A 23,816-nucleotide genomic window follows, 5' to 3' on the forward strand; every position below is an offset into this window, starting at 1 on the left:
TTACCGGTAACTACACGGCATTGATGTAATTATGTGTGACAGCAACGCGATTCGATTGACGCCCGTGTGACCTGCGCCCTATAGTGGCGGCATGATTTCCGAATTCAACGAATTATCCGACAAAATCGGCCTGCTGGCCGAGATGACCCATGCGCTGCGTCGTGAAAACGCGCAACTGCGCAAGGACAATGCCGCCCTTGCTGCGGAGAACGCGCTGTACGTACAGCGCATGCGCGAGGCGCAGGAGCGGGTCGAGGCGCTGCTGGAAAAAATTCCGGAACTGGTGCAGGCGGGCCTGGAGCAAGCCGCATCCGAAGCCATGGCCCATGCGGCTGACAACGGGAAGGAAGCGTAATGCCGCGTGTCGATGTCAATATCATGGGCCAGTCGTACAGCATGGTCTGCCGCGATGGCGAAGAGCGCGCGCTGCGCGAAGCGGCCATCTATCTCGACAGCAAGATGAAAGCCATCCGCGACGCGGGCAAGGTCAAGGGCAATGACCGCATCGCCGTGCTGGCGGCGCTGGGTGTGGCGGCGGAATTTTTGTCCGTCAAGTCGCCGCAAGGACCGCTGTCCGAGCTGACCATCCTGGAAGTGAAGCAGAAAATCTCGGCCATGCACATGGTGCTCGACAGCGCGCTGACGCCCCAGGAAAATTTATTTTAAGCAGCGCTTAAGTGCCCGGGCCGCATTTTCTGTACGAATTCCCTTTGCGATGCGGACATGAAGGAGTAAACTTCTGCCTACCCTGCGGTGTTCGCGATTGTCATATATTCCTTGAACCATTTATGCGCATCGGTTGCGAATTTTGTTTGATGGGAGTGAGCGTCGCTCGTTCGACGAACCCGAAATTGAACTAACGTGACCACCTTGAACCGTTTGGTTCGGGATGCCGGCATAGCGGCACAGGCGGGGCCTAACACTAGAGAAACGCAAGAACGGTTGCAGCATGGCATGCGCAACCGTTTTTTTACGCCTGCAGCATTGATCCGGGGAAAACATGAAGCAATACTGGTTGATGAAATCCGAACCCACCGAAGTGAGCATCGATGACCTGATGGCAGCGCCGCAGCACACCATGCCCTGGTTTGGCGTGCGCAACTACCAGGCGCGCAATTTCATGCGTGACGGCATGCGTGAAGGCGACGGCGTGCTGTTTTATCACTCCAGTTGCCCGCAGCCGGGCGTGGTGGGGGTGGCCGAAGTGGCCAGCACGGCCTACCCGGACCACAGCCAGTTCGACAAAAACAGCCATTATTTTGATCCGAAAGCTACCCAGGAACAGCCGCGCTGGGTCAGCGTCGATGTGCGCGGGCTGAAAAAGACGGCGCTGCTGCCGTTGTCCGAACTGCGCCAGATGCCGGTGCTGGAAGACATGCTGTTGCTGAAACGCGGTAGCCGCCTGTCGATCACGCCGGTCACGCCGGCGCAGTGGAAAGCGATCAACGCGCGGCTGACCGATTAATCAGGCGCCTGCGTGCCGACTTCCTCAATATCGATTTCCATGCGGTAGGCCAGCGCGATGAACAGCGCCTGGCAAAGGCAGATGGTGCCGGTCAGCGAGCGGAAGGCAAACGCGCTGCCTTCGGTCACCGTCAAGAGGGCGTCGGCGCTGCGCGCCAGCGGCGCCAGTTTGCTGTCGGTAATCACCAGCGTTTTTGCGCCATTGTCATGCGCCATGCGCGCGCATTCCAAGGTTTCCTTGCCATACGGCGCGAAGCTGATGGCAATGGCCACGTCGCCTTCGCGCACGCTGCGCATCTGGTCGCGGTGGCCGCCACCGAGGCCCGTCACCAGGTGCACGCGCTTGCTGGTGTGCTGCAGCGCGTAGGCGATATACGACGCGACGGGAAATGCGCGCCGCACGCCTACCACGTAGATATTGTCGGCCTGCTGCAGCAAGGTGACGGCCGCTTCGAGCTGCTCGTCGTCGAGGCCGGCTGCCAGTTCATCGAGGCCGCTGCGGCTGGCGCCGATGAATTCGCGCGTCAGGTCCCCCGTGCGCACCTTGCTGTCGCGCGAAGAAATCAGTTTGCGGATGCGCTGGCGATAGTTCGGCGCGGCGCGCGCCTGGTCGGTATAGGCTTGGCGGAACACGTCCTGCATTTCGCTGAAGCCGGAAAAGCCGAAGCGCTGGGCGAAGCGCACGATGGCCGACGGCTGCACGTCGCAGGCAGCGGCGATGTCGCTGATGCGCTCAAGCATCAGGCTGGCGCGATTTTGTTCGATATGCTTGGCGATCAGTTTCAACTGGCGCGACAGGCTGTCGTACTCATCGACGATTTGCTGCATTAACTGGTCGATCGCGGCGGGTTGTGCCATCTCTTGTGCTCTCTTGTATGGGCTGTGGGCAAGCCATGGCTGGCGCCATGCTGGCGCTCTCTTTAATGGATAAATTATAGAATCGAATCCCAAAAATAGAAAGAAATTTCGATTTTATTCATTTTGTAAAAAATAATTTCAGTATTGGCTGTCGCAGCTGCGCTGGTCGGCCGGGACGCGACCACGCCGGCGCGCCGCGCCGGGTGGTGCAAAGATTCACAAGGGAAGAAGGACGGCGGAGATCAAGCGTCGGCGATGCGCGCCCTGGTCGGTGGAGTGGCCATGATGCGGCTCTTGTAGGACCAGACCAGCAAGGCAATCGCGCCGACGATCATCGGCAGCGACAGCATCTGGCCCGAGGTGATCGGCACGCCGAACCACACGACTTCCCAGTCCGGCGTGCGGAAGTATTCGGTAAAGAAGCGCGCGCAGCCATACAACAGGGTGAACATGGCGCCGACCGCCACCCGCGGATGTGGCTTGCGCGCAAACAGCCACAGGATGATGAACACCAGAATGCCGTCGACCAGCATCTGGTAGATCGGCGACGGGTGCACGGGGTAGGGAATGCCCGGCCACTGCATGGCCCACGGCAGGCTTTCCGGGGCGATGCGGCCCGGCAGTTCGGCATTGATGAAGTTGCCCAAGCGGCCGGCGGCGTAGCCCAGCGGCACCAGCGGCGCGATAAAGTCCAGCACGTCGAACAGGTTGCGGCCCGCCTTGCGGCCCCACAGGTACATGGCCAGGATCACGCCCAAAAATCCCCCGTGGAAGGACATGCCGCCATGCCAGACCATGAAGATTTCCAGCGGATTGTGGAAAAAGTACTCGGGGCGGTAGAACAGCACTTCGCCCAGGCGTCCGCCGATCACCACCCCCAGCATGCCATAGAACAGCATGTCGTCGAGGTCCTCCTTCTTCCAGTCCAGTGCGGCGATATGCGGCTGTTTGATGCGTACGCGGCCCAGCGCAATGAACAGGGCAAAGGCCAGCACATACATCAGGCCATACCAGTGTACGGCCAGCGGGCCGATCTGGATGGCGATCGGGTTGGGCATCGGGTGGATCAGCATCGGTATTCCTTCTAAAAATCAGGCAGGGTGCCGCGCAGCAGGGTCAGAAAACCCTGCAGCACGGGCGAGGTATTGTCGCGGCGCCAGGCAAGCCCCGTTTCCACCAGAGGGGTAGGGTCTTGCAGCGGCCTGTATTCTACGCCGGGGCGCATCAGATTCGATACCGATTGTGGCACAAGCGCGATGCCCATGCCAGCCGAGACCAGGCTGACGATGGTTTGCATCTGGATCGCCTGCTGGCCGATCAAGGGCGTCACGCCGGCGGCGCGAAAGACGCCCAGGATGGCGTCGTGCAGCGCCGGCGATATCGCGCGCGGGAAAATGATCAAAGGCAGCGCCGGCACGTCCTGCAGTCGCACGGGGCCGGGCGTGTCCAGGATGACCAAGCCGGCCGGCGCCGCCAGCACCAGGGGCTCGGCCAGCACCGGCAGGTAGTCGAGCGCCAGTTTTGCCTTGTCGGGCAAGGGCGGGATCAGCAGGCCGGCGTCGACCCGGCCCGCCAGCAGTTCTTCCAGTTGCAAGTCCGAGGTCGCCTCCTGCAGCTGGATCTGCACCTGCGGGTAGGCCGTTTGATAGGCGCGCAGCAGCGGCGGCAGCACGCTGTAGTCGGCTGACGACACAAACGCCAGGCTCAAGCGGCCCGCCTCGCCTTGCGCTGCGCGCTGCACCAGCGTCGGCAGTTCCTGCGCCTGGGCCAGCAGGCGCCGCGCTTCGGGCAGCAGGGCGGTGCCGGCCGGCGTCAGCTGCACTTCGCGCCGGGTGCGCACAAACAGCGGCGCGCCCAGCAGTTCTTCGAGCGCCATGATGGTTTGCGATAGTGGCGGCTGCGTCATGTGCAGGCGCAGCGCGGCGCGGCCGAAATGCAGTTCCTCGGCAACGGTGACGAAATAGCGCAGCTGGCGCAATTCAAGCGGCATGATTGATATGTATTTCCATGTTGAACAATTGCTGTGATATCTATTGCGACTCACAGATGCGTGCATCATATATTTGACAGGCAGGCGTGCGCAAGGCAATCTGGCGTACCCCCACTGCGCACAGGGTCTTGACCCTGCAAGCCCGGCAGTCAGGCAACTCTTTTGAAAGACCATCATGCCGCAATACCGCTCACGCACCACCACCCACGGCCGCAACATGGCCGGCGCCCGCGCCCTGTGGCGCGCCACCGGCATGAAGGACGGCGACTTCGACAAGCCGATCGTGGCGGTCGTCAATTCGTTTACCCAGTTCGTGCCCGGCCATGTGCACCTGAAGGACCTGGGCCAGATGGTGGCGCGCGAGATCGAAGCGGCCGGCGGCGTGGCCAAGGAATTCAACACCATCGCCGTCGATGACGGCATCGCCATGGGCCACGGCGGCATGCTGTATTCCTTGCCGTCGCGCGACCTGATCGCCGACTCGGTCGAATACATGGTCAATGCCCATTGCGCCGACGCCATGGTCTGCATCTCGAACTGCGACAAGATCACGCCGGGCATGCTGATGGCCGCCATGCGCATCAATATCCCGGTGGTGTTCATTTCCGGCGGGCCGATGGAAGCGGGCAAGGTGATCAAGGTGGTCAATGGTGCGCAGAAGATCATCAAGCTCGACCTGGTCGACGCCATGATCAAGGCCGGCGACAGCAGCGTGTCCGATGCCGACGTGGCCGAAATCGAACGCTCGGCCTGTCCGACCTGCGGTTCCTGTTCCGGCATGTTTACCGCCAACTCGATGAACTGTTTGACCGAAGCGCTGGGCCTGGCCCTGCCCGGCAACGGCACCATCCTGGCGACTCACTCGGACCGCCAGCAGCTGTTCCTGCGCGCCGGCCGTTTGATCGTTGAACTGGCCAAGCGCCACTACGAGCAGGACGATTATTCGGTGCTGCCGCGCTCGATCGCCACCAAGGCCGCGTTTGAAAACGCCATGGCGCTCGACGTCTCGATGGGCGGCTCGACCAATACCGTGCTGCACCTCTTGGCCGCCGCCCACGAAGCGGAAGTGGAATTTACCATGGCCGACATCGACCGCATTTCGCGCAAGGTGCCATGCCTGTGCAAGGTTGCGCCGATGACCGACAAATACCATATCGAAGACGTGCACCGCGCCGGCGGCATCGTCGGCATTTTGGGTGAGCTGGCGCGCGCCGGTTTGCTCAACACCACCTTGCCGACCATCCACGCGCCGACCATGGCCGATGCCATCGCGCAAAACGACATCAAGTGCACCGACGATCCGGCCGTGCACCAGCTGTTCCGCGCCGCGCCCGGCGGCGTGCCGACGCAGACGGCGTTTTCGCAATCGGAACGTTTCGCCAGCGTCGACACCGACCGCGCCACCGGCTGCATCCGCGACAAGGCGCACGCCTATTCGCAGGACGGCGGCCTGGCCGTGTTGTACGGTAACCTGGCCGAGAAGGGCTGCATCGTCAAGACGGCCGGCGTCGATGAAAGCATTCTCAAATTTTCCGGCAAGGCGCGCGTATTCGAAAGCCAGGATTCGGCCGTCGCTGCCATCCTGGAAGACACCGTGCATGAAGGCGACGTCGTCATCATCCGCTACGAAGGCCCGAAAGGCGGCCCCGGCATGCAGGAAATGCTGTACCCGACCTCGTATATCAAGTCAAAAGGCTTGGGCAAGGCCTGCGCGCTGTTCACCGATGGCCGCTTCTCGGGCGGTTCCTCGGGCCTGGTGATCGGCCACGCCTCGCCGGAAGCGGCCGAAGGCGGCGCCATCGGCCTGGTGGAAGAGGGCGACTTCATCGATATCGATATCCCGGAGCGCACCATCAACCTGCGCGTCACGCCGGCCGAACTGGCCGCGCGCCGCGCCGCCATGGAAGCGAAGGGCGAAGCGGCCTGGCTGCCGGTCAACCGCGAGCGTTATGTATCGCAGGCGCTGCAGGCCTACGCGGCCCTGACCACCTCGGCCGACCGTGGCGCCGTGCGCGACTTGTCGCAGCTGAAAAAGCGCTGATCGTTGTAAAAATGCAGCACCGGCCGCGCCGCTTTCAGGGGCGGCATTGCGGCGGGTTACATCGCCTTACAAACAACATGGGAATTGGCGCGCGCTTGGGGCAAAATAGCCTTACCCCAAGCGTTTTACTATTTGAATCGCTTGATCTGGGCTCGTGGTGAACCTGCTGAAACACGGTAGAATGCCGGCAGGAAGTTACTCTGGAGAAAAGACAATGAAACGTTCCATGATGTTGGTAGGTGTGTTGGCTGTGTCGGCGTTGACCTCGCAAGTGGCGCTGGCCAATCCTGACCTGGCGAAAGCAAAGAATTGCATGGCTTGCCACGCGGTTGGCAGCAAGCTGGTCGGCCCTGCGTACAAGGACGTGGCCGCCAAGTACGCCGGTCAGAAAGACGCGGAAAACAAGCTGGTGGCAAAAGTCATGAAGGGCGGCTCCGGTACCTGGGGCGCGATCCCGATGCCAGCGAACCCGCAGGTGAGCGAAGCGGAAGCACGCACCCTGGTGAAATGGGTGCTGGCACAGAAATAATCTGTGCCCTCAAACCCAGCACGACAATCAGCGCGCCGGCATCCCCGGCGCGTTTTTTTTACAGGTTGCCCATCCCCTTTAACGTGGCCCTCACCGCCAGCTCCAGCGGCGTATGCGGCTCCTGCCCCAGCACGGCCAACAGCTTTGCGTTTTCCATGCGCACCGGCGTCTGCCACAAATAACGCATTTCACGCAGCTCGCGCAAGGTCGCCACGAACGGCGCGGCCAATGCCATCAGCCACCACGGAAACGCTGTCACGCGCGGCGTGCGGCCCGTGGCCTGCTCTACCACGCGCGCTATCGCGTCCGTCATCTGCCGTCCATCGTGATCCCAGTGCCCCGCCAGGTGAAAACGCGCAAAGGGTGGCAGGCGTTCGCGCAGTGCCAGCAGTGCGACCATGGTGCGCGCCACGTCTGGCAAATACGACCATTGATGCCCGATGCCTTCCTTGCCCGGATAGGCGATTGCGCGCACCGGCTGGCCCGGCTTGACCAGGCCCTGCGCAAACCAGCTGTTGCCAGCGCCGGGACCAAAGAAGTCGCCGGCCCGTACGATCAGCACCCGCGCGCCGCCCCCTGAAGCACGTTCCAGCCGCGCTTCCAGTTCGACCCGGATCGCGCCCTTGCGCGTGGCCGGCAGCTGCGGCGCGTCCTCCTTCAATATGGGAAAGGCGTCGGCGCCATAGTTGTAGACCGTGCCGGGCAGCACGATGGTCGCGCCTTGCTGCTGCGCTGCGGCGATGGTGTTGTCCAGCATCGGCAGCACCAGCTTGTCCCAGTCGCGGTAGCCGGGCGGATTGACGGCGTGCACGATCACGCCACAGCCTGCGCTGGCCGCCAGCACATCGGCGCGCAGCATGGCGTCGCCGCGCAGCCATGTGACGCCGTCGTTGCGTGGCGATGGCAGTTCGCCGCGCGTCATGGCGCGCACCTGCCAGCCCGCCGCCAGCAGCTGGCGCACCATTTCCCCGCCGATGCCACCCGTGGCGCCCAGTACCAATGCCGTGTTATTCATCATGCTGTTCTCCCTGTGGTTGATGGACCCAGTATCGGCGTTGACTGGCTAGTTGGGAATTGACGAACATCACCTATCAGCTATACATTCATGCATGACCAAACCGATCGCATGGGAATACTACCGTTCGCTGCTGGCCGTGCTGACCCACGGCTCGCTGTCTGCCGCCGCGCGCGCCCTGGGCATCACGCAGCCCACTGTCGGCCGGCATATCGCCGCGCTGGAAAAGGAACTGGGCGTGGCGCTGTTTACTCGCTCGCAGCAGGGCTTGCTGGCTACCGATATCGCGCTGGCCCTGCAGCCGCATGCACAGGCGATGGCGCAGACGGCCGCGCTGATGGCGCGCGCGGCTGGCAGCGAAGGGCCTGGCGTGGCCGGCGTAGTGCGCATCTCTGCCAGCGAAGTGGTGGGCGTGGAAGTGCTGCCGCCGATATTGGCACGCCTGCGCGAGCGCCATCCGGCGCTGGTGGTGGAACTGGTACTCAGCAACCAGGTGCAGGACCTGCTGCGGCGTGAAGCTGATATCGCGGTGCGCATGGTGCCGCCGCAGCAAGAGCGGCTGGTGATGCGCAAGGTGGGGGTGATCGAAGTAGGCCTGTTTGCTCACCGCGACTATCTGGCACGCCATGGCGAACCGGTGGAGGTGGCGGACCTGGCCAGCCATGCGCTGATCGGCTACGACGTGCCCGGTCCGATGGTGCGCAGCATCGGCGGCGCCTGGCAGGCGTATTCACGCGACCGTTTTGCGCTGTGCTGCGACAGCGACCTGGCGCAGATGGCCCTGATACGCGCCGGCGCTGGCATCGGCGGCTGCCAGGCGTTGCTGGCGGCGCGCCATCCCGATCTGCAGCGGGTACTGCCGCAGGCATTTTCAATACCGATGGAAACCTGGATCACCATGCATGAAGACCTGCGCGCCAGCCTGGGTTGCCGCGCGGTCTTCGATGCACTGGTGGAGGGCTTGCAGTTCTATACGGCTGGCTGATTACTTGATGACTTCCATCTTGGTCTTCTTGCCGTCACGGTAGGTGAACAGGGTCAGCGCGCCGTCCTTGATGTCGCCATTCGCGTCAAACGCGATCGGACCGGTCACGCCCTGGTATTTGACTTTTGCCAGGAACGGCAGGTAGACCGAAGGCTTCGACGATTTGGCGTCGGCCATGGCGGTGGCCATGGTCATCACGGCGTCGTACACATACGGTGCGTACAGCTGCACTTCCATATTGTATTTCTGCTTGTAGCGGGCGCGGAAATCGTCCATGCCTTTCTGCTGCTCGCCCGTCACGCCGCCCGCTTCCGCGCAGGTGACCAGGTTTTCGCCGATGGCGTCGCCGGCCAGCTTGCCCAGCGGCTCCGTGCACAGGCCGTCGCCGCCCATGAACTTGGCCTTGATGCCCAGCGCCTTCATCTGGCGCAGCATCGGGCCGCCCACCGAATCCATGCCGCCAAAGAAGACCAGGTCCGGATTTTTCGACTTGATGCTGGTCAGAATCGCGTTGAAGTCGGTTGCATTCGCATTTGTAAATTCCTTGCCAACGATCTGCACGCCCGGCAGCGCTTTTTTCGCACCCTTGACGAACTGCTCCGCCACGCCCTGGCCGTAGGCCGTGCGGTCGTCGATCACGGCGATCTTTTTCGCTTGCAGCTTGCCAACAGCATAGGCGCCCAAAGTACCGCCCAATTTATTGTCATTGGCCACCACGCGGAAGGCCGTATTGAATTTCTGCTGGGTGTAGGTCGGGTTGGTGGCAGCCGGCGAAATCTGCGGAATGCCGGCATTGAAGTAAATCCGCGAAGCGGGAATCGTGGTGCCGGAATTGAGGTGGCCGATCACGCCATTGACCTTGGCGTCGACCAGCTTTTGCGCCACGGCCGTGCCCTGTTTCGGATCGCCCGCGTCATCCTCGCCCACCAGCACGAATTTCACGGCCTTGCCATCGATCTTGAAGCCCTTGGCGTTCAGGTCATCGATCGCCATCTTGGCCGCGTTTTCATTGTCCTTGCCCAAGTGGGCGCTGGTGCCCGAGACCGGAGCGACGTGGCCTATCTTGATGATTTCCTGCGCCCCCGCAGTGCCGGCAAAGGCGAACGCGATGGCGAGGGAAACGGTGGTGGTCTTGAGCAGCATGAAATTCTCCAATGAATAGGTAAGGCGGCGTCTCGTGAAAACCGCTACGTGCGGCGGTGCGTGTGGAGAACGGTACAATAAAAATCAGGCCACGCAAAGCCGCAAATGCGCCTTTTCGCATTTTGTCGCGACAATCACCAAAGTGAGGCGCGATGCACCGATTTCGCTGGTGTAAGCGCACCAAAGAATGGCGTTGGGAAGGAGATGGGTGTAGGAGAGGCCGGATTCAAAATGCAATGAAAGTTACAACACCTGACAAAACCTTAGCGATGCGCAGCAGGTTTTGACAGGTGTCTTATCGCGGCGGATGCAAATGCCCCAGCTCATGACTGACCGCATTGGCCACGATCTGTTCCAGCGACTGCTGCAAGTCTTCGCGCAGGGCGCCGCGCATGCCGATCAGGGCGTTTTGCAGCGCCGTTTGCAGTACGTGGGCGATGCGCTCTTCCAGCAGGTGGTCGATCTTGCCCTGCACCTGGTGCAGGATGCGCTGGGTCAGGCGTTCTTCGATGGCGTCCCAGTCGGGCTGGGCAATCGCGGGAACAGGGTCAGTCTCAATCTGTGCGATGTCGGCCACGTCGATAATGTCGACGGTGCCGATGGTCGGCGGCTCTTCCGGCTCGGCCGTTGTTTCATGCAGGGCCTCTGGCCCCGACAGTACTTCCGTCAGCAGCGGGATGCTCTGGTCGAATGGTTGCTGGTTCATGTTTTCACTCATGCCTTGCCCGCCACGAAATGAGTCGGCTGCAGGTTTTGCTTGCGATAGTGCATGAAGCGCTGACGGCCGGCCTGGGCGTCCTGTTCATCCATCGAGACGATTTCAAACACGCGCTGGAACTGCGCGTAGCTGGCGGGCGGCACCTGCGACAGGTTGACCAGAATATCGTGGTGCGGCAGCGCCACGTCTTCGCGGTCGGTCAGCACGATGGGGGTCTGCGCGGCCAGCGGGTCGCCGGCCAACACGTGCGGCACGAAGTCGGTTGGCGAGAGGGTCCACATGGCCGCGTTCAGCGCGTCGAGCTGGGCAGCGTCCGCTGCCAGCACCACGATCTGGTTGCCGGCCAGATAGGCCTTGCGCGCCAGGCGGCAGGCGTAGGCCAGCTTGTCCGGCACGTTGGTATGAAAGTCGACGCGCGTCATGTCACCCTTCAGGCCGCCATGCCGCTGTGGCGCAGCAGGGCATCGATCGATGGCTCGCGGCCGCGGAAGGCGGTAAACGATTCCAGCGCCGGGCGCGAACCGCCGACCGACAGAATCTCTTGCAGATAGCGCTTGCCGGTTTCGGTGCTCGCATCTGGCCCAAGCGCCTTGGCTTCCTCGAACGCCGCATAGGCGTCGGCGGACAGTACTTCGGCCCATTTGTAACTGTAGTAGCCGGCCGCGTAGCCGCCGGCAAAGATATGGCCGAACGAGTTCTGGAAGCGGTTGAACGATGGCGGCACGATCAGCGCGAACTTGGCGCGTACGCCGTCGATCAGTTGCTGCACGCTCTGGCCGCTGGCGGGGTCGTAGTCATAGTGCAAGTGCATGTCGAGCAGCGAGAACTCGACCTGGCGCAGGGTCTGCAGGCCGGACTGGAAGTTCTTTGCCGCCAGCATCTTGTCGTACAGCGCGCGCGGCAGCGGCTCGCCGGTGACGGCATGCGCCGTCATATGTTCCAGCACTTCCCATTCCCAGCAGAAGTTTTCCATGAATTGCGACGGCAGTTCCACGGCATCCCATTCGACGCCGGCGATACCCGACACGCCCAGTTCATCGACGGCGGTCAGCATATGGTGCAGGCCGTGGCCGAATTCGTGGAACAGGGTGATCACTTCATCGTGGGTAAACAGCGCCGGCTGGGCCTGGCCATCGACCACCGCCGGTTCCGTGAAATTGCAGGTCAGGTAGGCGATCGGCGTTTGCACGTGGTTGGCGTCGGCGCGGCGGCCGCGTGCGTCGTCCATCCAGGCGCCGCCGCTTTTGCCGGCGCGCGCATACAGGTCCAGGTAGAACTGGCCGACCAGCTTGCCATCGCGTTCGATGCGGTAGAAACGCACATCCTTGTGCCATACCGATGCGGTGTCAATCTTGATCTCGACCGCAAACAGATTCTGGATCTGACGGAACAGGCCGTCGATCACCTTGGGTTCGGGGAAATACTGTTTCACTTCCTGCGCCGAGAACGCATAGCGGCGCTCCTGCAGCTTTTCGGACGCATACGGCACGTCCCAGGCTTGCAGGTCGGCTATGCCCAGCTCTTCCTGTGCATACTGTTTCAGTTCCGCCAGGTCTTTCTCGGCGTACGGACGGGCGCGGCGGGCCAGGTCTTCCAGGAAGGTGATCACCTGGTCGGGCGAGGTCGCCATTTTCGACACCAGTGACACTTCGGCGAAATTGGCGTAGCCCAGCAGCTTGGCTTCTTCGTCGCGCAGCTTCAACAGGGTGACGATGTTTTGCGTATTGTCCCAGTCTTCCTTCTTGCTGAAGACAGTGCCCTGGTCCGATGCCTTGGTGGCGTTGGCGCGGTAGATGGTTTCGCGCAGTTCGCGCTTGTCGGCGAATTGCAGGATAGGGAAGTACGACGGGAAATGGAGCGAGAACTCAAAGCCCTGCTTGCCGGCTTTTTCGGCGGCGGCGCGCGCGGCAGCCTTCACGTCGTCGGGCAGGCCGGCCAGGTCAGCTTCGTTCTCGACCAGCAGCTTGTAGTCATTGGTGGCGTCAAGCACGTTTTCGGAAAAGCGCGTGGAAACAGCCGCGTGTTCTTCCTGGATCGCGCCGAATCGCTCTTTCTTGTCGTCGGGCAGTTCGGCGCCACCGAGGCGGAAGTCGCGTACGGCGTTGTCGACGATGCGGCGGCGCGCCGGCGACAGGCTGGCAAAGGCAGCGCTGGCCTGCAACTGCTTGTATTTGCCGAACAGAATTTCATTCTGGCCCAGCTCGGTCCAGAACTCCGTCACCTTGGGCTGGTTCGCGTTGTAGGCGGCGCGCAGTTCGGGCGTGTCGACCACGCTGTTGAGGTGGTTGACGATGCTCCAGGCGCGGCCCAGGGTCTCGCCGATCTGGTCCAGCGGCGTGACGAAGTTGTCCCAGCTGACTTCATCGGCCGGTGCTTCGAGCTGCGCCACGGTGGCGCGCGCCTGGGCCAACAGGGTGTCGATGGCAGGCGTGACATGCTCGTGCGTGATCGCGTCGAAGCGTGGCAGGCCGGAAAAATCAAGCAAAGGATTGGTCGTCATCAGGCAGCTCCATATTCAATAAAAAGGGCGGTCATGCCGCCCCGGTGATTCTTATGCGCGTCTTAGATGCGCTCGGCAGCTTCCACGGTATTCATCAGCAGCATCGTGATCGTCATCGGACCGACGCCGCCAGGTACCGGCGTGATATGCGAAGCGATCTCTCGCACACCGGCAAAGTCCACGTCGCCGCACAGCTTGCCGTTGTCGTCGCGGTTCATGCCCACGTCGATCACGATGGCGCCCGGGCGGACCATGTCGGCCGTCAGGGTATTGCGGCGGCCGACGGCGGCGACGACGATGTCGGCGTTGCGCGTGTGGTGGCCCAGGTCCGGTGTTGCACTATGACAGATGGTGACGGTAGCGTTCGCTTGCAAGAGCAGCAGCGCCATCGGCTTGCCGACCGTGTTGCTGCGGCCAATCACGACCGCGTGCTTGCCGCGCAAATCGACGCCGGTGCTTTCAATCAGCTTCATGCAGCCGTACGGCGTGCATGGGCGGAAACCTGGCAGGCCGGTCAGCAGTTCGCCCGCGCTCAGCACCGAGTAGCCGTCGACATCTTTGGTGGTGGCGATCGCTTCGATCACCTTGTGCGGGTTGATATGTTTTGGCAGCGGCATCTGCACCAGGATACCGTGGATGGCCGGGTCGGCGTTCAGGCTGGCGATGCGTGCCAGCAAATCTGCTTCCGACAGGTCCGCCTCATACTTTTCCAGCACCGAATGAAAACCGACGTCGCCGCAGGCCTTGACCTTGTTGCGCACATACACCTGGCTGGCCGGATCTTCGCCGACCAGGATCACGGCCAGGCCGGGCTGGGTGCCTTTGGCGGTGAGGGCGGCGGCGCGGGTGGCGATTTCGCTGCGCAGTTTTTGGGAGAGGGCGGTTCCGTCGATCAGTTGTGCTGGCATAGTGGTGGCTGAGAGCTGTGGCAGGGAAAACCAGATTATAAAGCCGGGCGGCGCAAAGGGGCGGTTTTGGTGCCGCCAGGTTGCTGTGCCAGCCGTTTGAAAGCGCAAGGCGTAAAAGCGGCGGGCCGGAGACGCGGGCCCGAGAAAATGCCGATGGCGGCGTTGCAGCTTCCTTGCCGTACTGGCGTACTGTCTGCGTCGCTGCGCCTTGCCCTCGACATTTTTCAGGCCCGCTTGGCCCGGAGCGCCTGGGCGGGCGACTGGGGCGTTAATGCGTTTTGCTGGTGTGCTGTTGGAGCAAGGGTGTGCAAGGGAGCGCAGGGCCTGCGAGTTTTTGGTGTCACCTTTGGTACTTTGATCACGCTAATTTCTGGTCAGAATTTGCGGCACTGCAGCATATTCTACGAGGGAAATTTCACAATATGAAATACTATATCGTAATTTGAAAAATACAAAATACACTGTTAGAATCCCCACACTTATCGACCTTAATAGTAAATAATCAGCGAAATACCGTCCGACAGCGATCCGGAAAATCGGCGTGGGGCGCTCACAAAAGGAGACTCAACAGATGTCAGATCAACTGAACCAGGTAACGACACAGATCGGCGCCGACCCGGATATGCAGGAAACCAAGGAGTGGCTGGATGCGCTCGAAGCCGTACTGGAAAATGAAGGTCCGGAACGCGCGCATTACCTGATGGAACGCCTGGTCGACCTGGCCCGCCGCCGCGGCGCCCAGATTCCTTTCTCCAGCACCACCGCCTACGTCAACACCATCCCCACCAAACAAGAAGCACACTGCCCTGGCAACCTCGAATACGAAGAGCGCCTGCGTTCGTGGATGCGCTGGAACGCCATGGCCATGGTGGTCAAGGCCAACCGCGCCGACGGCGACTTGGGCGGCCACCTGTCGTCGTTCGCTTCGCTGGCGAACATGCTGGGTATCGGCTTCAACCACTTCTGGCACGCGCCAACGGCCGACCACGGCGGCGACCTGCTGTACATCCAGGGCCACTCTTCGCCGGGCGTCTACGCACGCGCCTTCCTCGAAGGCCGCCTCTCCGAAGAGCAGATGCTGAACTTCCGCAAGGAAGTCGACGGCAAGGGCCTGTCCTCGTATCCGCATCCGAAACTGATGCCTGACTTCTGGCAGTTCCCGACCGTGTCGATGGGCCTGGGCCCGCACATGGCGATCTACCAGGCGCGCTTCCTGAAATACCTGCACGCACGCGGCATTGCCAAGACCGACAACCGCAAGGTGTGGGCTTTCTGCGGCGACGGCGAAATGGACGAGCCGGAATCCCTGGGCGCGATCGGCCTGGCCGCACGCGACATGCTCGACAACCTGGTCATCGTGGTCAACTGCAACCTGCAGCGCCTGGACGGTCCGGTACGCGGCAACACCAAGATCATCCAGGAACTGGAAGGCGAATTCCGTGGCGCCGGCTGGAACGTCGTCAAGGTCATCTGGGGTCCGGGCTGGGACGCCCTGCTGGCGCAGGACAAGGAAGGCATCCTGCAGCGCGTGATGATGGAAACCGTCGACGGCGAATACCAGAACTACAAGGCAAAAGACGGCGCCTATGTGCGCAAGCACTTCTTCGGCAAGCATCCGAAGCTGCTGGAAATGGTTGCCAACATGACCGACGACGACATCTGGCGCCTGACCCGTGGCGGCCACGATCCGCACAAGATCTACGCGGCATTCAAGATCGCCCAGGAACACAAGGGCCAGCCGACCGTCCTGCTGGTAAAAACCATCAAGGGCTACGGCATGGGCAAGTCCGGCGAAGCGCGCAACACGGCGCACCAGACCAAAAAATTGGACGACGAAGCCATCAAGGAAATGCGCGACCGCTTCTCGTTGCCGATCCCGGACGACCAACTGGCCGATATTCCTTTCTTCAAGCCAGCCGACGATGCGCCGGAAATGGTCTACCTGCACGAGCGCCGCAAGGCCCTGGGTGGCTACCTGCCGCAGCGCCGCCGACAAGCCGAAGAAACCCTGCCGGTGCCAGCGCTGGACGCCTTCAAGAACGTGCTCGACGCGACCCCTGAAGGCCGTGAAATCTCGACCACGCAAGCCTTCGTGCGCGTCATTTCCACCCTGCTGAAAGACCCGACTCTGGGCCAGCGCGTGGTGCCTATCCTGGTCGATGAATCGCGTACCTTCGGCATGGAAGGCCTGTTCCGCCAGATCGGCATCTACAATCCGAAAGGCCAGCTGTACGAGCCGGTCGACAAGGACCAGGTGATGTACTACCGCGAAGACAAGGCCGGCCAGATCCTGCAAGAGGGCATCAACGAAGCGGGCGGCATGAGCTCGTGGATCGCCGCGGCGACGTCGTACTCGACCAACGACCGCATCATGATTCCGTTCTACACCTTCTACTCGATGTTCGGCTTCCAGCGCATCGGCGACCAGGTGTGGGCATCGGCCGACATGCGCGCCCGTGGCTTCCTGATGGGCGGCACCGCCGGCCGCACCACCCTGAACGGCGAAGGCCTGCAGCACGAAGATGGCCACAGCCATATTTTTGCCGCCACCATCCCGACCTGCATGCCGTATGATCCGACCTTCAGCCATGAAGTCGCCGTCATCATCCAGGACGGCCTGCGCCGCATGATCGCCAACCAGGAAGATGTGTTCTACTACATCACGATCATGAACGAGAACTACGCCCAGCCAGGCCTGAAGCCAGGACAGGAAGAAGGCATCCTGAAAGGCATGTACAAGCTGCAGGAAGGCGCGGCGGACGCCAAGCTGCGCGTGCAGCTGATCGGTTGCGGCACCATCCTGCGCGAATCGATCTTCGCCGCCGAATTGCTCCAGAACGACTGGGGCGTGGCGGCCGATGTGTGGTCGGCACCGTCGCTGACGCTGGTGGCCCGCGATGGCCAGGATGCCGAGCGCTGGAACATGGTCAACCCGTCGAAAGAGCAGCGCGTGCCGTACGTGACGTCGCTGTTGAAAGATACCGACGGCCCGATCGTCGCCACCACCGACTACATGCGCGCCTTTGCAGAACAGATCCGCGCCTTCATGCCGAAGGACCGCACCTACAAAGTGCTCGGTACCGATGGTTTTGGCCGCTCGGACAGCCGCGCCAAGCTGCGCGAGTTCTTCGAAGTGAACCGTTATTATGTCACCGTGGCTGCGCTCAAATCGCTGGCTGACGAAGGCAAGATCGACGTGTCGGTAGTGGAGCAGGCGATCGCCAAGTATGGGATCGACGCCAACAAACCGAATCCGGTGACCCAGTAATCGTTGCGGACCCGGTCAGCCAGGGCGGTGCGAAAGCGCCGCCCTGGCATGTGTACGGGTCCATCTGACAAATAAAATAACGGAGCAAGCTATGAGCATTGTGGAAGTCAAAGTCCCGGATATCGGCGATTTCAAGGAAGTCGAGATTATCGAACTGATGGTCAAGCCAGGTGACACGGTCAAGGTTGACCAGTCCCTGATCACGGTCGAGTCCGACAAGGCCAGCATGGAAATTCCATCGAGCCACGCCGGTGTCGTCAAGGAATTGAAGGTCAATGTCGGCGACAAGATCGCCGAAGGTTCGCTGGTACTGCTGCTGGAAGTGGCCGATGATGCGTCCGCGTCCGCGTCCGCGCCGGCACCTGCTGCTGCCGCGCCTGCACCGGCTGCCGAAGCTGCCCCTGCCCCTGCCGCTGCTGCGCCAGCTGCCGTCGCTCCTGCACCAGCCGCCGCCGGCGGTCTGGTCGAAGTGACCGTGCCCGATATCGGCGACTTCAAGGAAGTCGAAGTCATTGAGTTGATGGTCAAGGTTGGCGACACCATCGCCGTTGACCAGTCGCTGCTGACGGTTGAATCGGACAAGGCCAGCATGGAAATTCCATCGAGCCACGCCGGTGTCGTGAAAGAATTGAAAGTCAAGGTAGGCGACAAGGTTGCCAAGGGTAGTCTGGTACTGGTGGTGGAAGCGGCCGGTGGCGCTGCCGCTGCTGCTCCTGCTGCAGCCGCTCCTGCACCGGCACAAGCCGCCGCCGCGCCAGCCGCTGCTGCCGCTTCGGCGCCTGCGCCTGCCGCTGCTCCAGCCGCCGCCCCTGCCGCATCTGCAGCGAATGGCAAGCTGGCGCACGCCTCGCCATCGATCCGCAAGTTCGCGCGCGAACTGGGCGTGGAACTGGCGCGCGTCGGCGGTTCCGGTCCGAAAGGCCGCATTACCCAGGAAGACGTGCAGAACTTCGTCAAGGGCGTGATGTCGGGCGCGGTGGCCGCGCCAAATGCACCGGTTGCCGCAGCCAAGGGCGGTTCGGGCGTCGGCCTGGATCTGCTGCCATGGCCGTCGCTGGACTTTGCCAAGTTCGGCGCCACCGAACTGCTGCCGCTGTCGCGCATCAAGAAAATCTCGGGTCCGAACCTGCACCGCAACTGGGTCATGATCCCGCACGTCACGCAGTTCGACGAAGCGGACGTCACCGACCTCGAAGCGTTCCGCGTCGACACCAACGCCGCCAATGCGAAGAACAAGGATGCAGCCAAGCTGACCATGCTGGCCTTCGTCATCAAGGCCTGCGTCGCGGCGCTGAAGAAATTCCCGGCGTTTAACTCGTCGCTGGACGCCAAGGGCGAAAACCTGATCCTCAAGCAGTACTACAACATCGGCTTTGCGGCGGACACGCCGAATGGCCTGGTGGTACCGGTGATCAAGAACGCCGACCAGAAATCGGTCTCGCAGATCGCCAAGGAGATGACCGACCTGTCGCTGCAGGCGCGCGAAGGCAAGCTGAAACCGGCCGACATGCAGGGCGCCAGCTTCACCATTTCGTCGCTGGGCGGCATCGGCGGCACGCACTTTACGCCTATCGTCAATGCGCCTGAAGTGGCGATCCTGGGCCTGTCGAAAGCCTCGATCAAGCCGGTATGGGACGGCAAGGCCTTCCAGCCACGCCTGATGATGGGCACCTCGCTGTCGTACGACCACCGCGTGGTCGACGGCGCAATGGGCGCGCGATTCTCGGTGTACCTCGGCGAAGTGCTGGCCGACATGCGCAAAATTCTGCTGTAAGGAGCGATACATGAGCACAGTAGAGGTAAAAGTACCGAATATCGGCGACTTCAAGGAAGTCGAAGTCATTGAACTGATGGTCAAGGTCGGCGACACCATCAAGGTGGACCAGTCCTTGATTACAGTTGAATCGGACAAGGCCAGCATGGAGATTCCTTCGACCCACGCCGGCGTGGTCAAGGAAATCAAGGTCAAGGTTGGCGACAAGATCGCCGAAGGCAGCGCGCTGCTGGTGGTGGAAGCAACTGATGGCGCCGCTGCTGCTGCGCCGGCGGCTGCGGCTCCTGCTCCTGCAGCCGCACCGACTGCGGCTCCGGCTGCAGCTCCGGCCGCAGTTGCACCTGCAGCGGCGGTGGCCGCGATCCCGGCCGGCAGCTACTCGGGCCAGGTCGATATCACCGTTGACATGATGGTACTGGGCGGCGGTCCTGGCGGCTATTCGGCGGCCTTCCGCGCGGCCGACCTGGGCATGAGCACTGCCATCGTCGAGCGTTATGCGACCCTGGGCGGCGTGTGCCTGAACGTCGGCTGCATCCCGTCGAAAGCGCTGCTGCACGTCGCTTCCGTGATCGACGAGACGGCCCACATGGGCAATACCGGCGTGACGTTTGCCAAGCCGACCATCGATATCGACCAGGTGCGCGCGTACAAGGAAGGCGTGATCAAGAACATGACGGGCGGCCTGGCCGGCATGGCCAAGGCACGCAAGACGCAAGTCGTCACCGGCGTGGGCCAGTTCCTGTCTGCCAACCACATTGAAGTGACCGGCACCGATGGCACGAAAAAAGTGGTGCAGTTCAAGCAGGCCATCATCGCTGCCGGCTCGTCGGTGGTGAAGCTGCCGTTCGTGCCGGAAGATCCGCGCATCGTCGATTCGACCGGTGCTTTGGAACTGCGCCAGATCCCGAAACGCATGCTGGTCATCGGCGGCGGCATTATCGGCCTGGAAATGGCCACCGTGTATTCCACTTTTGGCGCGCGCATCGACGTGGTTGAAATGATGGATGGCCTGATGCAGGGCGCCGACCGCGACGCCGTCAAGGTGTGGCAGAAGTTCAACGAGAAGCGCTTCGACAACATCATGACCAAGACCAAGACGGTCGCGGTGGAAGCGCTGCCGGAAGGCATCAAGGTCACGTTCGAAGCAGCCGAAGCCGGTGCTGCCGCGCCGGCGCCGCAGATCTATGACCTGGTGCTGGTGGCCGTCGGCCGCAGCCCGAACGGCAAGAAGATCGCCGCCGACAAGGCCGGCGTGAACGTTACCGATCGCGGCTTCATCGAAGTCGACAGCCAGATGCGCACCAACGTGCCGAACATCTTCGCCATTGGCGATCTGGTCGGCCAGCCGATGCTGGCGCACAAGGCCGTGCATGAAGGCCACGTGGCGGCCGAAGCCGCCGCCGGCCAGAAGTCGCACTTCGACGTCAAGGTGATTCCATCGGTTGCCTACACGGATCCGGAAGTGGCATGGGCCGGCATTACCGAAGACGAAGCGAAAGCCAAGGGCATCAAGGTCGAGAAGGGCCACTTTCCGTGGGCCGCTTCGGGCCGCGCCGTGGCCAATGGCCGCGCCGAAGGCTTCACCAAGCTGCTGTTCGACGCTGAAACCCACCGCATCATCGGCGGCACCATCGTCGGCACGCATGCAGGTGACATGATCGGCGAGATCGCCCTGGCGATCGAAATGGGCTGCGACGGCACCGATATCGGCAAGACCATCCATCCTCACCCGACCCTGGGCGAATCGATCGGCATGGCGGCAGAGGTCTATGAAGGTGTCTGCACCGACTTGCCGCCACCGCGCAAGCGTTGATCGCAAGCTGCTAACGTCAAAAAAAACCCCGCAAGCGATTGCGGGGTTTTTTTTATTGTCGTTCTTCGCTTTCGCTGACTTCGCGCAGCGACGCCGACGCCGAGCCGACCAACAAGATGACATACGCGTTTATCTCCAGCAGTTCTTCGATAAAGCCCGAATCCTGTTCCGAGATCGAGTGGAATTTCTTCTTGTCGAAAGGCCAGCCGGACGCCATCAGCACGGCCCCGCACAGGGCGGTAATGATGACGGGGGTGGCCAGCAGCTGCCAGCGCAGCGCCCAGATGCGCTTGACGCGCGAAGCGAAGGCCACCAGGTAGATCACCCAGCAGCTCCAGCCAATGCCGCGCAGGATATGCTCGGTCCAGGGCCAGAACTGGTTGCCCGGTGCGCCGAAGTCGCGGATGACCACTTCGCGCAGGAAGAAGGAATACATCAGCAGCGACAGGCCGGCGTGCAGCATGAAGCCCACGCTTTTCTTGTCGAGCTTGCTGGCGCGCCAGCCATGCACCAGGCAGGCCAGCAGCAGGGCGACGGCCTGGATGTTTTCCATCAGGTGGTTTTCATCGGCCAGGTGCGGGTCGACGCCGTAGCCGACCCAGCAGGCGAGCGACAGGGTGGCCAGAAAGGCGAGCAGGGTGGCCACGCTGCGGCCGGGGTGGCTGGCGGGAATGCCGATGGTGTTGAGTAGCATTTTTTTGTTTTGCAATATTGGGGAGCAGGCAACTATACACGCGATCTTGCCTGTGCATATGTCAGCAGTGAAAATTGGAGAGTATTGCCCCAGGGAAAAAATGGCACAATAGGGGTCCAAAGCGATGTTTCGCTCTGCCTGGCCAGACAGCGTGATTTTTTCTTGCACGTCGCCGGTCAAGCCAGGCTGTGCCGAGAAAGAAGTGCAACGATGAAAAAATTTACCGCTATCCATCTCGCCGACGTGCGCCTGTGCCGTGGCGATGAGCAAGCCCAGGCACCGGTGCTGCATGCCTTGCTCCAGGAGCTCGCTGCCTTGCGCGATGCGGGCACGCAACTCGACGCGATCTTCTTTACGGGCGAGCTGGTGGCGCCTGACGCTTGCGCCGATACCACGCCTGCCTATATCTATGAATACCTGCTGCGGCCCTTGCTGCAGGCGGCCAGCTTGCCGGGTGCGCGTTTTTACCTGGTACCGGGCAGCCGCGCCCATGCAGGCACGGCGCTTGCCACCGGCCGCGCCGGGTTCAGCTTTTTTTCCGCCGGCGAACACGCCACGGCCGAACAGCGTGGACTGTACAAGAATATTCACGCTGTGTTTCACGGCAACGGCCATACGGGCGACAGCAGTTCCTTGATGAAGTCGCTGGGCATCCTGTTCAAGAGCAGTCCTGCCAGTCTGTATGGCGGTCCGGTACAACGCGCGGCCTATGCCCTGCTGGAATACGATGCCGAGGCGGCCAGCGCGCAGTGGACGGTGGCCCTGCGCGAATTTGACGAGGCCGGCAAGACCTTCGGCCTGTCCGTGCTGTACACGCCGAATGGCCAGGATACGGCCCAACGCGATGCCGAATATGTATTTTCCACCTTGCTGCCGCAGCTGGCCCAGGATGGCGCCTACCTCGACGGCTTGCTGGGAAAGCGTGAGCTGGTGCGGCAAGCCCTGCCGGACGAGCCGCTGGCGGCGCGCGAGTTCCTGATCGAGCTGGCTTTTGTGCTGTTTGAGGCCAGGAGCTTGTTCTTGCAGCAGGATGAACTGGAACGCTTTGCCAGCGACTATTGCGCTGTCAAGGGCTTTGATATCTCGGCGCGCCAATGGCTGGCCCCGTTGTATGCGAAGGGCTTGCTGATGCAGGCCGAAGGGCAGGTGGTGTTTGCCTACGATTATTTCCGTACGTATTTCCTGGCGCAGCGCTTCGAGACCTCGTTCGGCCTGATGCCGTACGCCCCCGAGCGGCGCGATGGCACGACAGCCTTGCCGCTTGCGCACGGCCTGCCTGGGGCGCTGCCTTTCCTCAAGACCCTCGGCCTCGATGGCGAGCGCCAGGCGCCGGCACAGGAAGCCTGCAGCCGCTCCTGATCAGGCTGGCGCGTCCTGCAAGGTGCCGCGCAAGAACATGTCGAGCCTGACGGCCACCAGTTTGCGCAGTTGCGCCACGTCGGGCTGGGTGTCCGGCGGGAACAGCAAACGCGACATCTGGTCGCCCAGCAGGCAGTTCAGCAAATGCATGGACAGCAGTTCCGGCGTGAGCGCAGCGCGAAACAGCGGTGCGATATCGGGCCGGCCGAAAAAGCGGGTCAGCATCTCGCGCGTCTGTCCAGGCCCTACCTTGTAGAACGTTTCGGCCAGTTCCGGATGGGTGGCCGCCTCGGCGATCACCATGCGGTTCAGGCGGATTGCCGCCGGCATGGTAATCAATTGCATGAACAGTACACCGAACTCGGCCAGTATGGTGTGCAGCGGACGCATGTCCGTCTGCAGCGCCGGCATGGTGGAAAAGTACGCCGCGCGCTTCTGTTCCACCACCGCATTGAACAAGCCCGACTTGCCGCCAAACTTCACATAGATGGTGCGCACGGCAACATGCGCCTCGCGCGCGATCATCTCCAGGCTGACCTTGCTGTATCCCTTGTCCAGAAACAGGTGGCCTGCCGTATGCAGCAGGTTTTCCGCGCGCGCCTCCATGTCGGCGGCGCGCGGCCGGCCGGCGCTCTTGCCGCAACAGCCGAACTCCATGCTGTTCTGGTCGGCGGAATCGATGGGAAGCGTGTCGCTGAGGCCTGGCTCGGACATGGTCTGGGTCTCGTGGAAGGTAAGTAATGGCTCACACTGTAGT

At 62.1% G+C, this 23,816-nt stretch carries 21 protein-coding genes and 1 other RNA gene; 11 read left to right on the top strand and 11 right to left on the bottom strand.

What is annotated here, in order from left to right; all coding sequences use genetic code 11:
• Nucleotides 1-91: 91 nt before the first annotated feature.
• The 4 genes from AC0Z42_RS14745 (at nt 92) to AC0Z42_RS14760 (ending at nt 1,465) form a co-directional block, all read left to right on the top strand.
• On the top strand, nt 92-355 hold the full coding sequence (locus tag AC0Z42_RS14745) for a DUF904 domain-containing protein (RefSeq protein WP_485468956.1): 264 nt from the start codon (nt 92-94) through the stop codon (nt 353-355).
• Nucleotides 355-666 carry a cell division protein ZapA gene (locus AC0Z42_RS14750; RefSeq protein WP_485468957.1) on the top strand — a complete coding sequence of 104 codons (312 nt, stop codon included), beginning with the start codon at nt 355-357 and terminating at the stop codon, nt 664-666. Before AC0Z42_RS14745 ends, AC0Z42_RS14750 begins: the two co-directional genes overlap by 1 nt.
• Nucleotides 667-742: 76 nt before the next feature.
• Nucleotides 743-920, top strand: a non-coding RNA gene (gene ssrS, locus AC0Z42_RS14755) — 6S RNA.
• An 80-nt stretch (nt 921-1,000) separates the two neighbouring features.
• On the top strand, nt 1,001-1,465 hold the full coding sequence (locus AC0Z42_RS14760; protein WP_485468958.1) for an EVE domain-containing protein: 465 nt from the start codon (nt 1,001-1,003) through the stop codon (nt 1,463-1,465).
• On the opposite strand, the gene AC0Z42_RS14765 is transcribed toward AC0Z42_RS14760, so the two are convergent.
• The 3 genes from AC0Z42_RS14765 to AC0Z42_RS14775 all read right to left on the bottom strand — a co-directional run bounded on the left by AC0Z42_RS14765 (nt 1,462) and on the right by AC0Z42_RS14775 (nt 4,312).
• On the bottom strand, nt 1,462-2,322 hold the full coding sequence (locus tag AC0Z42_RS14765; protein WP_485468959.1) for a MurR/RpiR family transcriptional regulator: 861 nt from the start codon (nt 2,320-2,322) through the stop codon (nt 1,462-1,464). The two genes, AC0Z42_RS14760 and AC0Z42_RS14765, sit on opposite strands and share 4 nt — an antisense overlap.
• Nucleotides 2,323-2,564: 242 nt before the next feature.
• Nucleotides 2,565-3,395, bottom strand: a complete 831-nt coding sequence (lgt, locus tag AC0Z42_RS14770; protein WP_485468960.1) for a prolipoprotein diacylglyceryl transferase — start codon at nt 3,393-3,395, stop codon at nt 2,565-2,567.
• Between the two features lie 11 nt (nt 3,396-3,406).
• The gene (locus tag AC0Z42_RS14775) at nt 3,407-4,312 is read right to left on the bottom strand and encodes a LysR family transcriptional regulator (RefSeq protein ID WP_485468961.1); all 906 of its coding nucleotides are present in this window, start codon (nt 4,310-4,312) and stop codon (nt 3,407-3,409) included.
• Between the two features lie 175 nt (nt 4,313-4,487).
• Between AC0Z42_RS14775 and ilvD the strand changes: the two genes are divergently transcribed.
• Nucleotides 4,488-6,353, top strand: coding sequence for a dihydroxy-acid dehydratase (gene ilvD, locus AC0Z42_RS14780; protein ID WP_485468962.1), 1,866 nt, complete (start codon nt 4,488-4,490; stop codon nt 6,351-6,353).
• Between the two features lie 214 nt (nt 6,354-6,567).
• Nucleotides 6,568-6,882 carry a c-type cytochrome gene (locus tag AC0Z42_RS14785; RefSeq protein ID WP_485468963.1) on the top strand — a complete coding sequence of 105 codons (315 nt, stop codon included), beginning with the start codon at nt 6,568-6,570 and terminating at the stop codon, nt 6,880-6,882.
• A 58-nt stretch (nt 6,883-6,940) separates the two neighbouring features.
• Here AC0Z42_RS14785 and AC0Z42_RS14790 read toward each other — a convergent pair whose 3' ends face one another.
• Nucleotides 6,941-7,900, bottom strand: coding sequence for an NAD(P)H-binding protein (locus AC0Z42_RS14790; protein ID WP_485468964.1), 960 nt, complete (start codon nt 7,898-7,900; stop codon nt 6,941-6,943).
• A 91-nt stretch (nt 7,901-7,991) separates the two neighbouring features.
• On the opposite strand from AC0Z42_RS14790, the gene AC0Z42_RS14795 reads away from it, so the two are divergent.
• A complete protein-coding gene (locus AC0Z42_RS14795) occupies nt 7,992-8,882 on the top strand; it encodes a LysR family transcriptional regulator (protein WP_485468965.1) in 891 nt (296 codons plus the stop codon).
• On the opposite strand, the gene AC0Z42_RS14800 is transcribed toward AC0Z42_RS14795, so the two are convergent.
• From AC0Z42_RS14800 to folD, 5 genes are all read right to left on the bottom strand, one after another.
• Nucleotides 8,883-10,025 carry a branched-chain amino acid ABC transporter substrate-binding protein gene (locus tag AC0Z42_RS14800; RefSeq protein WP_485468966.1) on the bottom strand — a complete coding sequence of 381 codons (1,143 nt, stop codon included), beginning with the start codon at nt 10,023-10,025 and terminating at the stop codon, nt 8,883-8,885. It lies immediately after the preceding gene.
• Nucleotides 10,026-10,320: 295 nt separating this feature from the next.
• Nucleotides 10,321-10,731 (bottom strand): hypothetical protein, encoded by a 411-nt coding sequence (locus AC0Z42_RS14805; protein WP_485468967.1) that lies wholly within the window; start codon nt 10,729-10,731, stop codon nt 10,321-10,323.
• Nucleotides 10,732-10,739: 8 nt separating this feature from the next.
• The gene (locus AC0Z42_RS14810) at nt 10,740-11,165 is read right to left on the bottom strand and encodes a DNA polymerase III subunit chi (protein WP_485468968.1); all 426 of its coding nucleotides are present in this window, start codon (nt 11,163-11,165) and stop codon (nt 10,740-10,742) included.
• Between the two features lie 8 nt (nt 11,166-11,173).
• Nucleotides 11,174-13,243, bottom strand: a complete 2,070-nt coding sequence (locus AC0Z42_RS14815; RefSeq protein ID WP_485468969.1) for a M3 family metallopeptidase — start codon at nt 13,241-13,243, stop codon at nt 11,174-11,176.
• Nucleotides 13,244-13,305: 62 nt separating this feature from the next.
• Nucleotides 13,306-14,151: a bifunctional methylenetetrahydrofolate dehydrogenase/methenyltetrahydrofolate cyclohydrolase FolD gene (gene folD, locus AC0Z42_RS14820; protein ID WP_485468970.1), complete on the bottom strand. Its 846-nt coding sequence runs from the start codon at nt 14,149-14,151 to the stop codon at nt 13,306-13,308.
• Nucleotides 14,152-14,722: 571 nt separating this feature from the next.
• Here folD and aceE point away from each other — a divergent pair.
• The 3 genes from aceE to lpdA all read left to right on the top strand — a co-directional run bounded on the left by aceE (nt 14,723) and on the right by lpdA (nt 21,006).
• On the top strand, nt 14,723-17,419 hold the full coding sequence (gene aceE, locus AC0Z42_RS14825; protein WP_485468971.1) for a pyruvate dehydrogenase (acetyl-transferring), homodimeric type: 2,697 nt from the start codon (nt 14,723-14,725) through the stop codon (nt 17,417-17,419).
• Between the two features lie 91 nt (nt 17,420-17,510).
• The gene (aceF, locus tag AC0Z42_RS14830) at nt 17,511-19,193 is read left to right on the top strand and encodes a dihydrolipoyllysine-residue acetyltransferase (protein ID WP_485468972.1); all 1,683 of its coding nucleotides are present in this window, start codon (nt 17,511-17,513) and stop codon (nt 19,191-19,193) included.
• Between the two features lie 10 nt (nt 19,194-19,203).
• Nucleotides 19,204-21,006, top strand: a complete 1,803-nt coding sequence (lpdA, locus tag AC0Z42_RS14835; RefSeq protein WP_485468973.1) for a dihydrolipoyl dehydrogenase — start codon at nt 19,204-19,206, stop codon at nt 21,004-21,006.
• A gap of 52 nt (nt 21,007-21,058) precedes the next feature.
• On the opposite strand, the gene AC0Z42_RS14840 is transcribed toward lpdA, so the two are convergent.
• The gene (locus AC0Z42_RS14840; RefSeq protein ID WP_485468974.1) at nt 21,059-21,700 is read right to left on the bottom strand and encodes a hypothetical protein; all 642 of its coding nucleotides are present in this window, start codon (nt 21,698-21,700) and stop codon (nt 21,059-21,061) included.
• Between the two features lie 210 nt (nt 21,701-21,910).
• Here AC0Z42_RS14840 and AC0Z42_RS14845 point away from each other — a divergent pair, with 210 nt between their 5' ends.
• Complete coding sequence (locus tag AC0Z42_RS14845) at nt 21,911-23,059, top strand: STAND family AAA ATPase (protein WP_485468975.1); 1,149 nt, start codon at nt 21,911-21,913, stop codon at nt 23,057-23,059.
• On the opposite strand, the gene AC0Z42_RS14850 is transcribed toward AC0Z42_RS14845, so the two are convergent.
• Nucleotides 23,060-23,773 carry a TetR/AcrR family transcriptional regulator gene (locus tag AC0Z42_RS14850; protein ID WP_485468976.1) on the bottom strand — a complete coding sequence of 238 codons (714 nt, stop codon included), beginning with the start codon at nt 23,771-23,773 and terminating at the stop codon, nt 23,060-23,062.
• Nucleotides 23,774-23,816 lie beyond the last annotated feature (43 nt).

This window comes from Janthinobacterium sp. 1L-D-8-B-C4 (assembly GCF_057291295.1).

Excerpts from the sequence above, each read along its gene's own strand:
- AC0Z42_RS14805 (WP_485468967.1), bottom strand. The coding sequence starts at position 10,731 with ATGAACCAGCAACCATTCGACCAGAGCATCCCGCTGCTGACGGAAGTA.
- AC0Z42_RS14775 (WP_485468961.1), bottom strand. The coding sequence starts at position 4,312 with ATGCCGCTTGAATTGCGCCAGCTGCGCTATTTCGTCACCGTTGCCGAG.
- AC0Z42_RS14840 (WP_485468974.1), bottom strand. The coding sequence starts at position 21,700 with ATGCTACTCAACACCATCGGCATTCCCGCCAGCCACCCCGGCCGCAGC.
- AC0Z42_RS14850 (WP_485468976.1), bottom strand. The coding sequence starts at position 23,773 with ATGTCCGAGCCAGGCCTCAGCGACACGCTTCCCATCGATTCCGCCGAC.
- AC0Z42_RS14845 (WP_485468975.1), top strand. The coding sequence starts at position 21,911 with ATGAAAAAATTTACCGCTATCCATCTCGCCGACGTGCGCCTGTGCCGT.
- aceE (WP_485468971.1), top strand. The coding sequence starts at position 14,723 with ATGTCAGATCAACTGAACCAGGTAACGACACAGATCGGCGCCGACCCG.
- AC0Z42_RS14800 (WP_485468966.1), bottom strand. The coding sequence starts at position 10,025 with ATGCTGCTCAAGACCACCACCGTTTCCCTCGCCATCGCGTTCGCCTTT.
- AC0Z42_RS14785 (WP_485468963.1), top strand. The coding sequence starts at position 6,568 with ATGAAACGTTCCATGATGTTGGTAGGTGTGTTGGCTGTGTCGGCGTTG.
- aceF (WP_485468972.1), top strand. The coding sequence starts at position 17,511 with ATGAGCATTGTGGAAGTCAAAGTCCCGGATATCGGCGATTTCAAGGAA.
- AC0Z42_RS14760 (WP_485468958.1), top strand. The coding sequence starts at position 1,001 with ATGAAGCAATACTGGTTGATGAAATCCGAACCCACCGAAGTGAGCATC.
- AC0Z42_RS14765 (WP_485468959.1), bottom strand. The coding sequence starts at position 2,322 with ATGGCACAACCCGCCGCGATCGACCAGTTAATGCAGCAAATCGTCGAT.
- AC0Z42_RS14810 (WP_485468968.1), bottom strand. The coding sequence starts at position 11,165 with ATGACGCGCGTCGACTTTCATACCAACGTGCCGGACAAGCTGGCCTAC.
- AC0Z42_RS14795 (WP_485468965.1), top strand. The coding sequence starts at position 7,992 with ATGACCAAACCGATCGCATGGGAATACTACCGTTCGCTGCTGGCCGTG.
- lpdA (WP_485468973.1), top strand. The coding sequence starts at position 19,204 with ATGAGCACAGTAGAGGTAAAAGTACCGAATATCGGCGACTTCAAGGAA.
- AC0Z42_RS14745 (WP_485468956.1), top strand. The coding sequence starts at position 92 with ATGATTTCCGAATTCAACGAATTATCCGACAAAATCGGCCTGCTGGCC.
- folD (WP_485468970.1), bottom strand. The coding sequence starts at position 14,151 with ATGCCAGCACAACTGATCGACGGAACCGCCCTCTCCCAAAAACTGCGC.
- AC0Z42_RS14750 (WP_485468957.1), top strand. The coding sequence starts at position 355 with ATGCCGCGTGTCGATGTCAATATCATGGGCCAGTCGTACAGCATGGTC.
- lgt (WP_485468960.1), bottom strand. The coding sequence starts at position 3,395 with ATGCTGATCCACCCGATGCCCAACCCGATCGCCATCCAGATCGGCCCG.
- ilvD (WP_485468962.1), top strand. The coding sequence starts at position 4,488 with ATGCCGCAATACCGCTCACGCACCACCACCCACGGCCGCAACATGGCC.
- AC0Z42_RS14815 (WP_485468969.1), bottom strand. The coding sequence starts at position 13,243 with ATGACGACCAATCCTTTGCTTGATTTTTCCGGCCTGCCACGCTTCGAC.
- AC0Z42_RS14790 (WP_485468964.1), bottom strand. The coding sequence starts at position 7,900 with ATGATGAATAACACGGCATTGGTACTGGGCGCCACGGGTGGCATCGGC.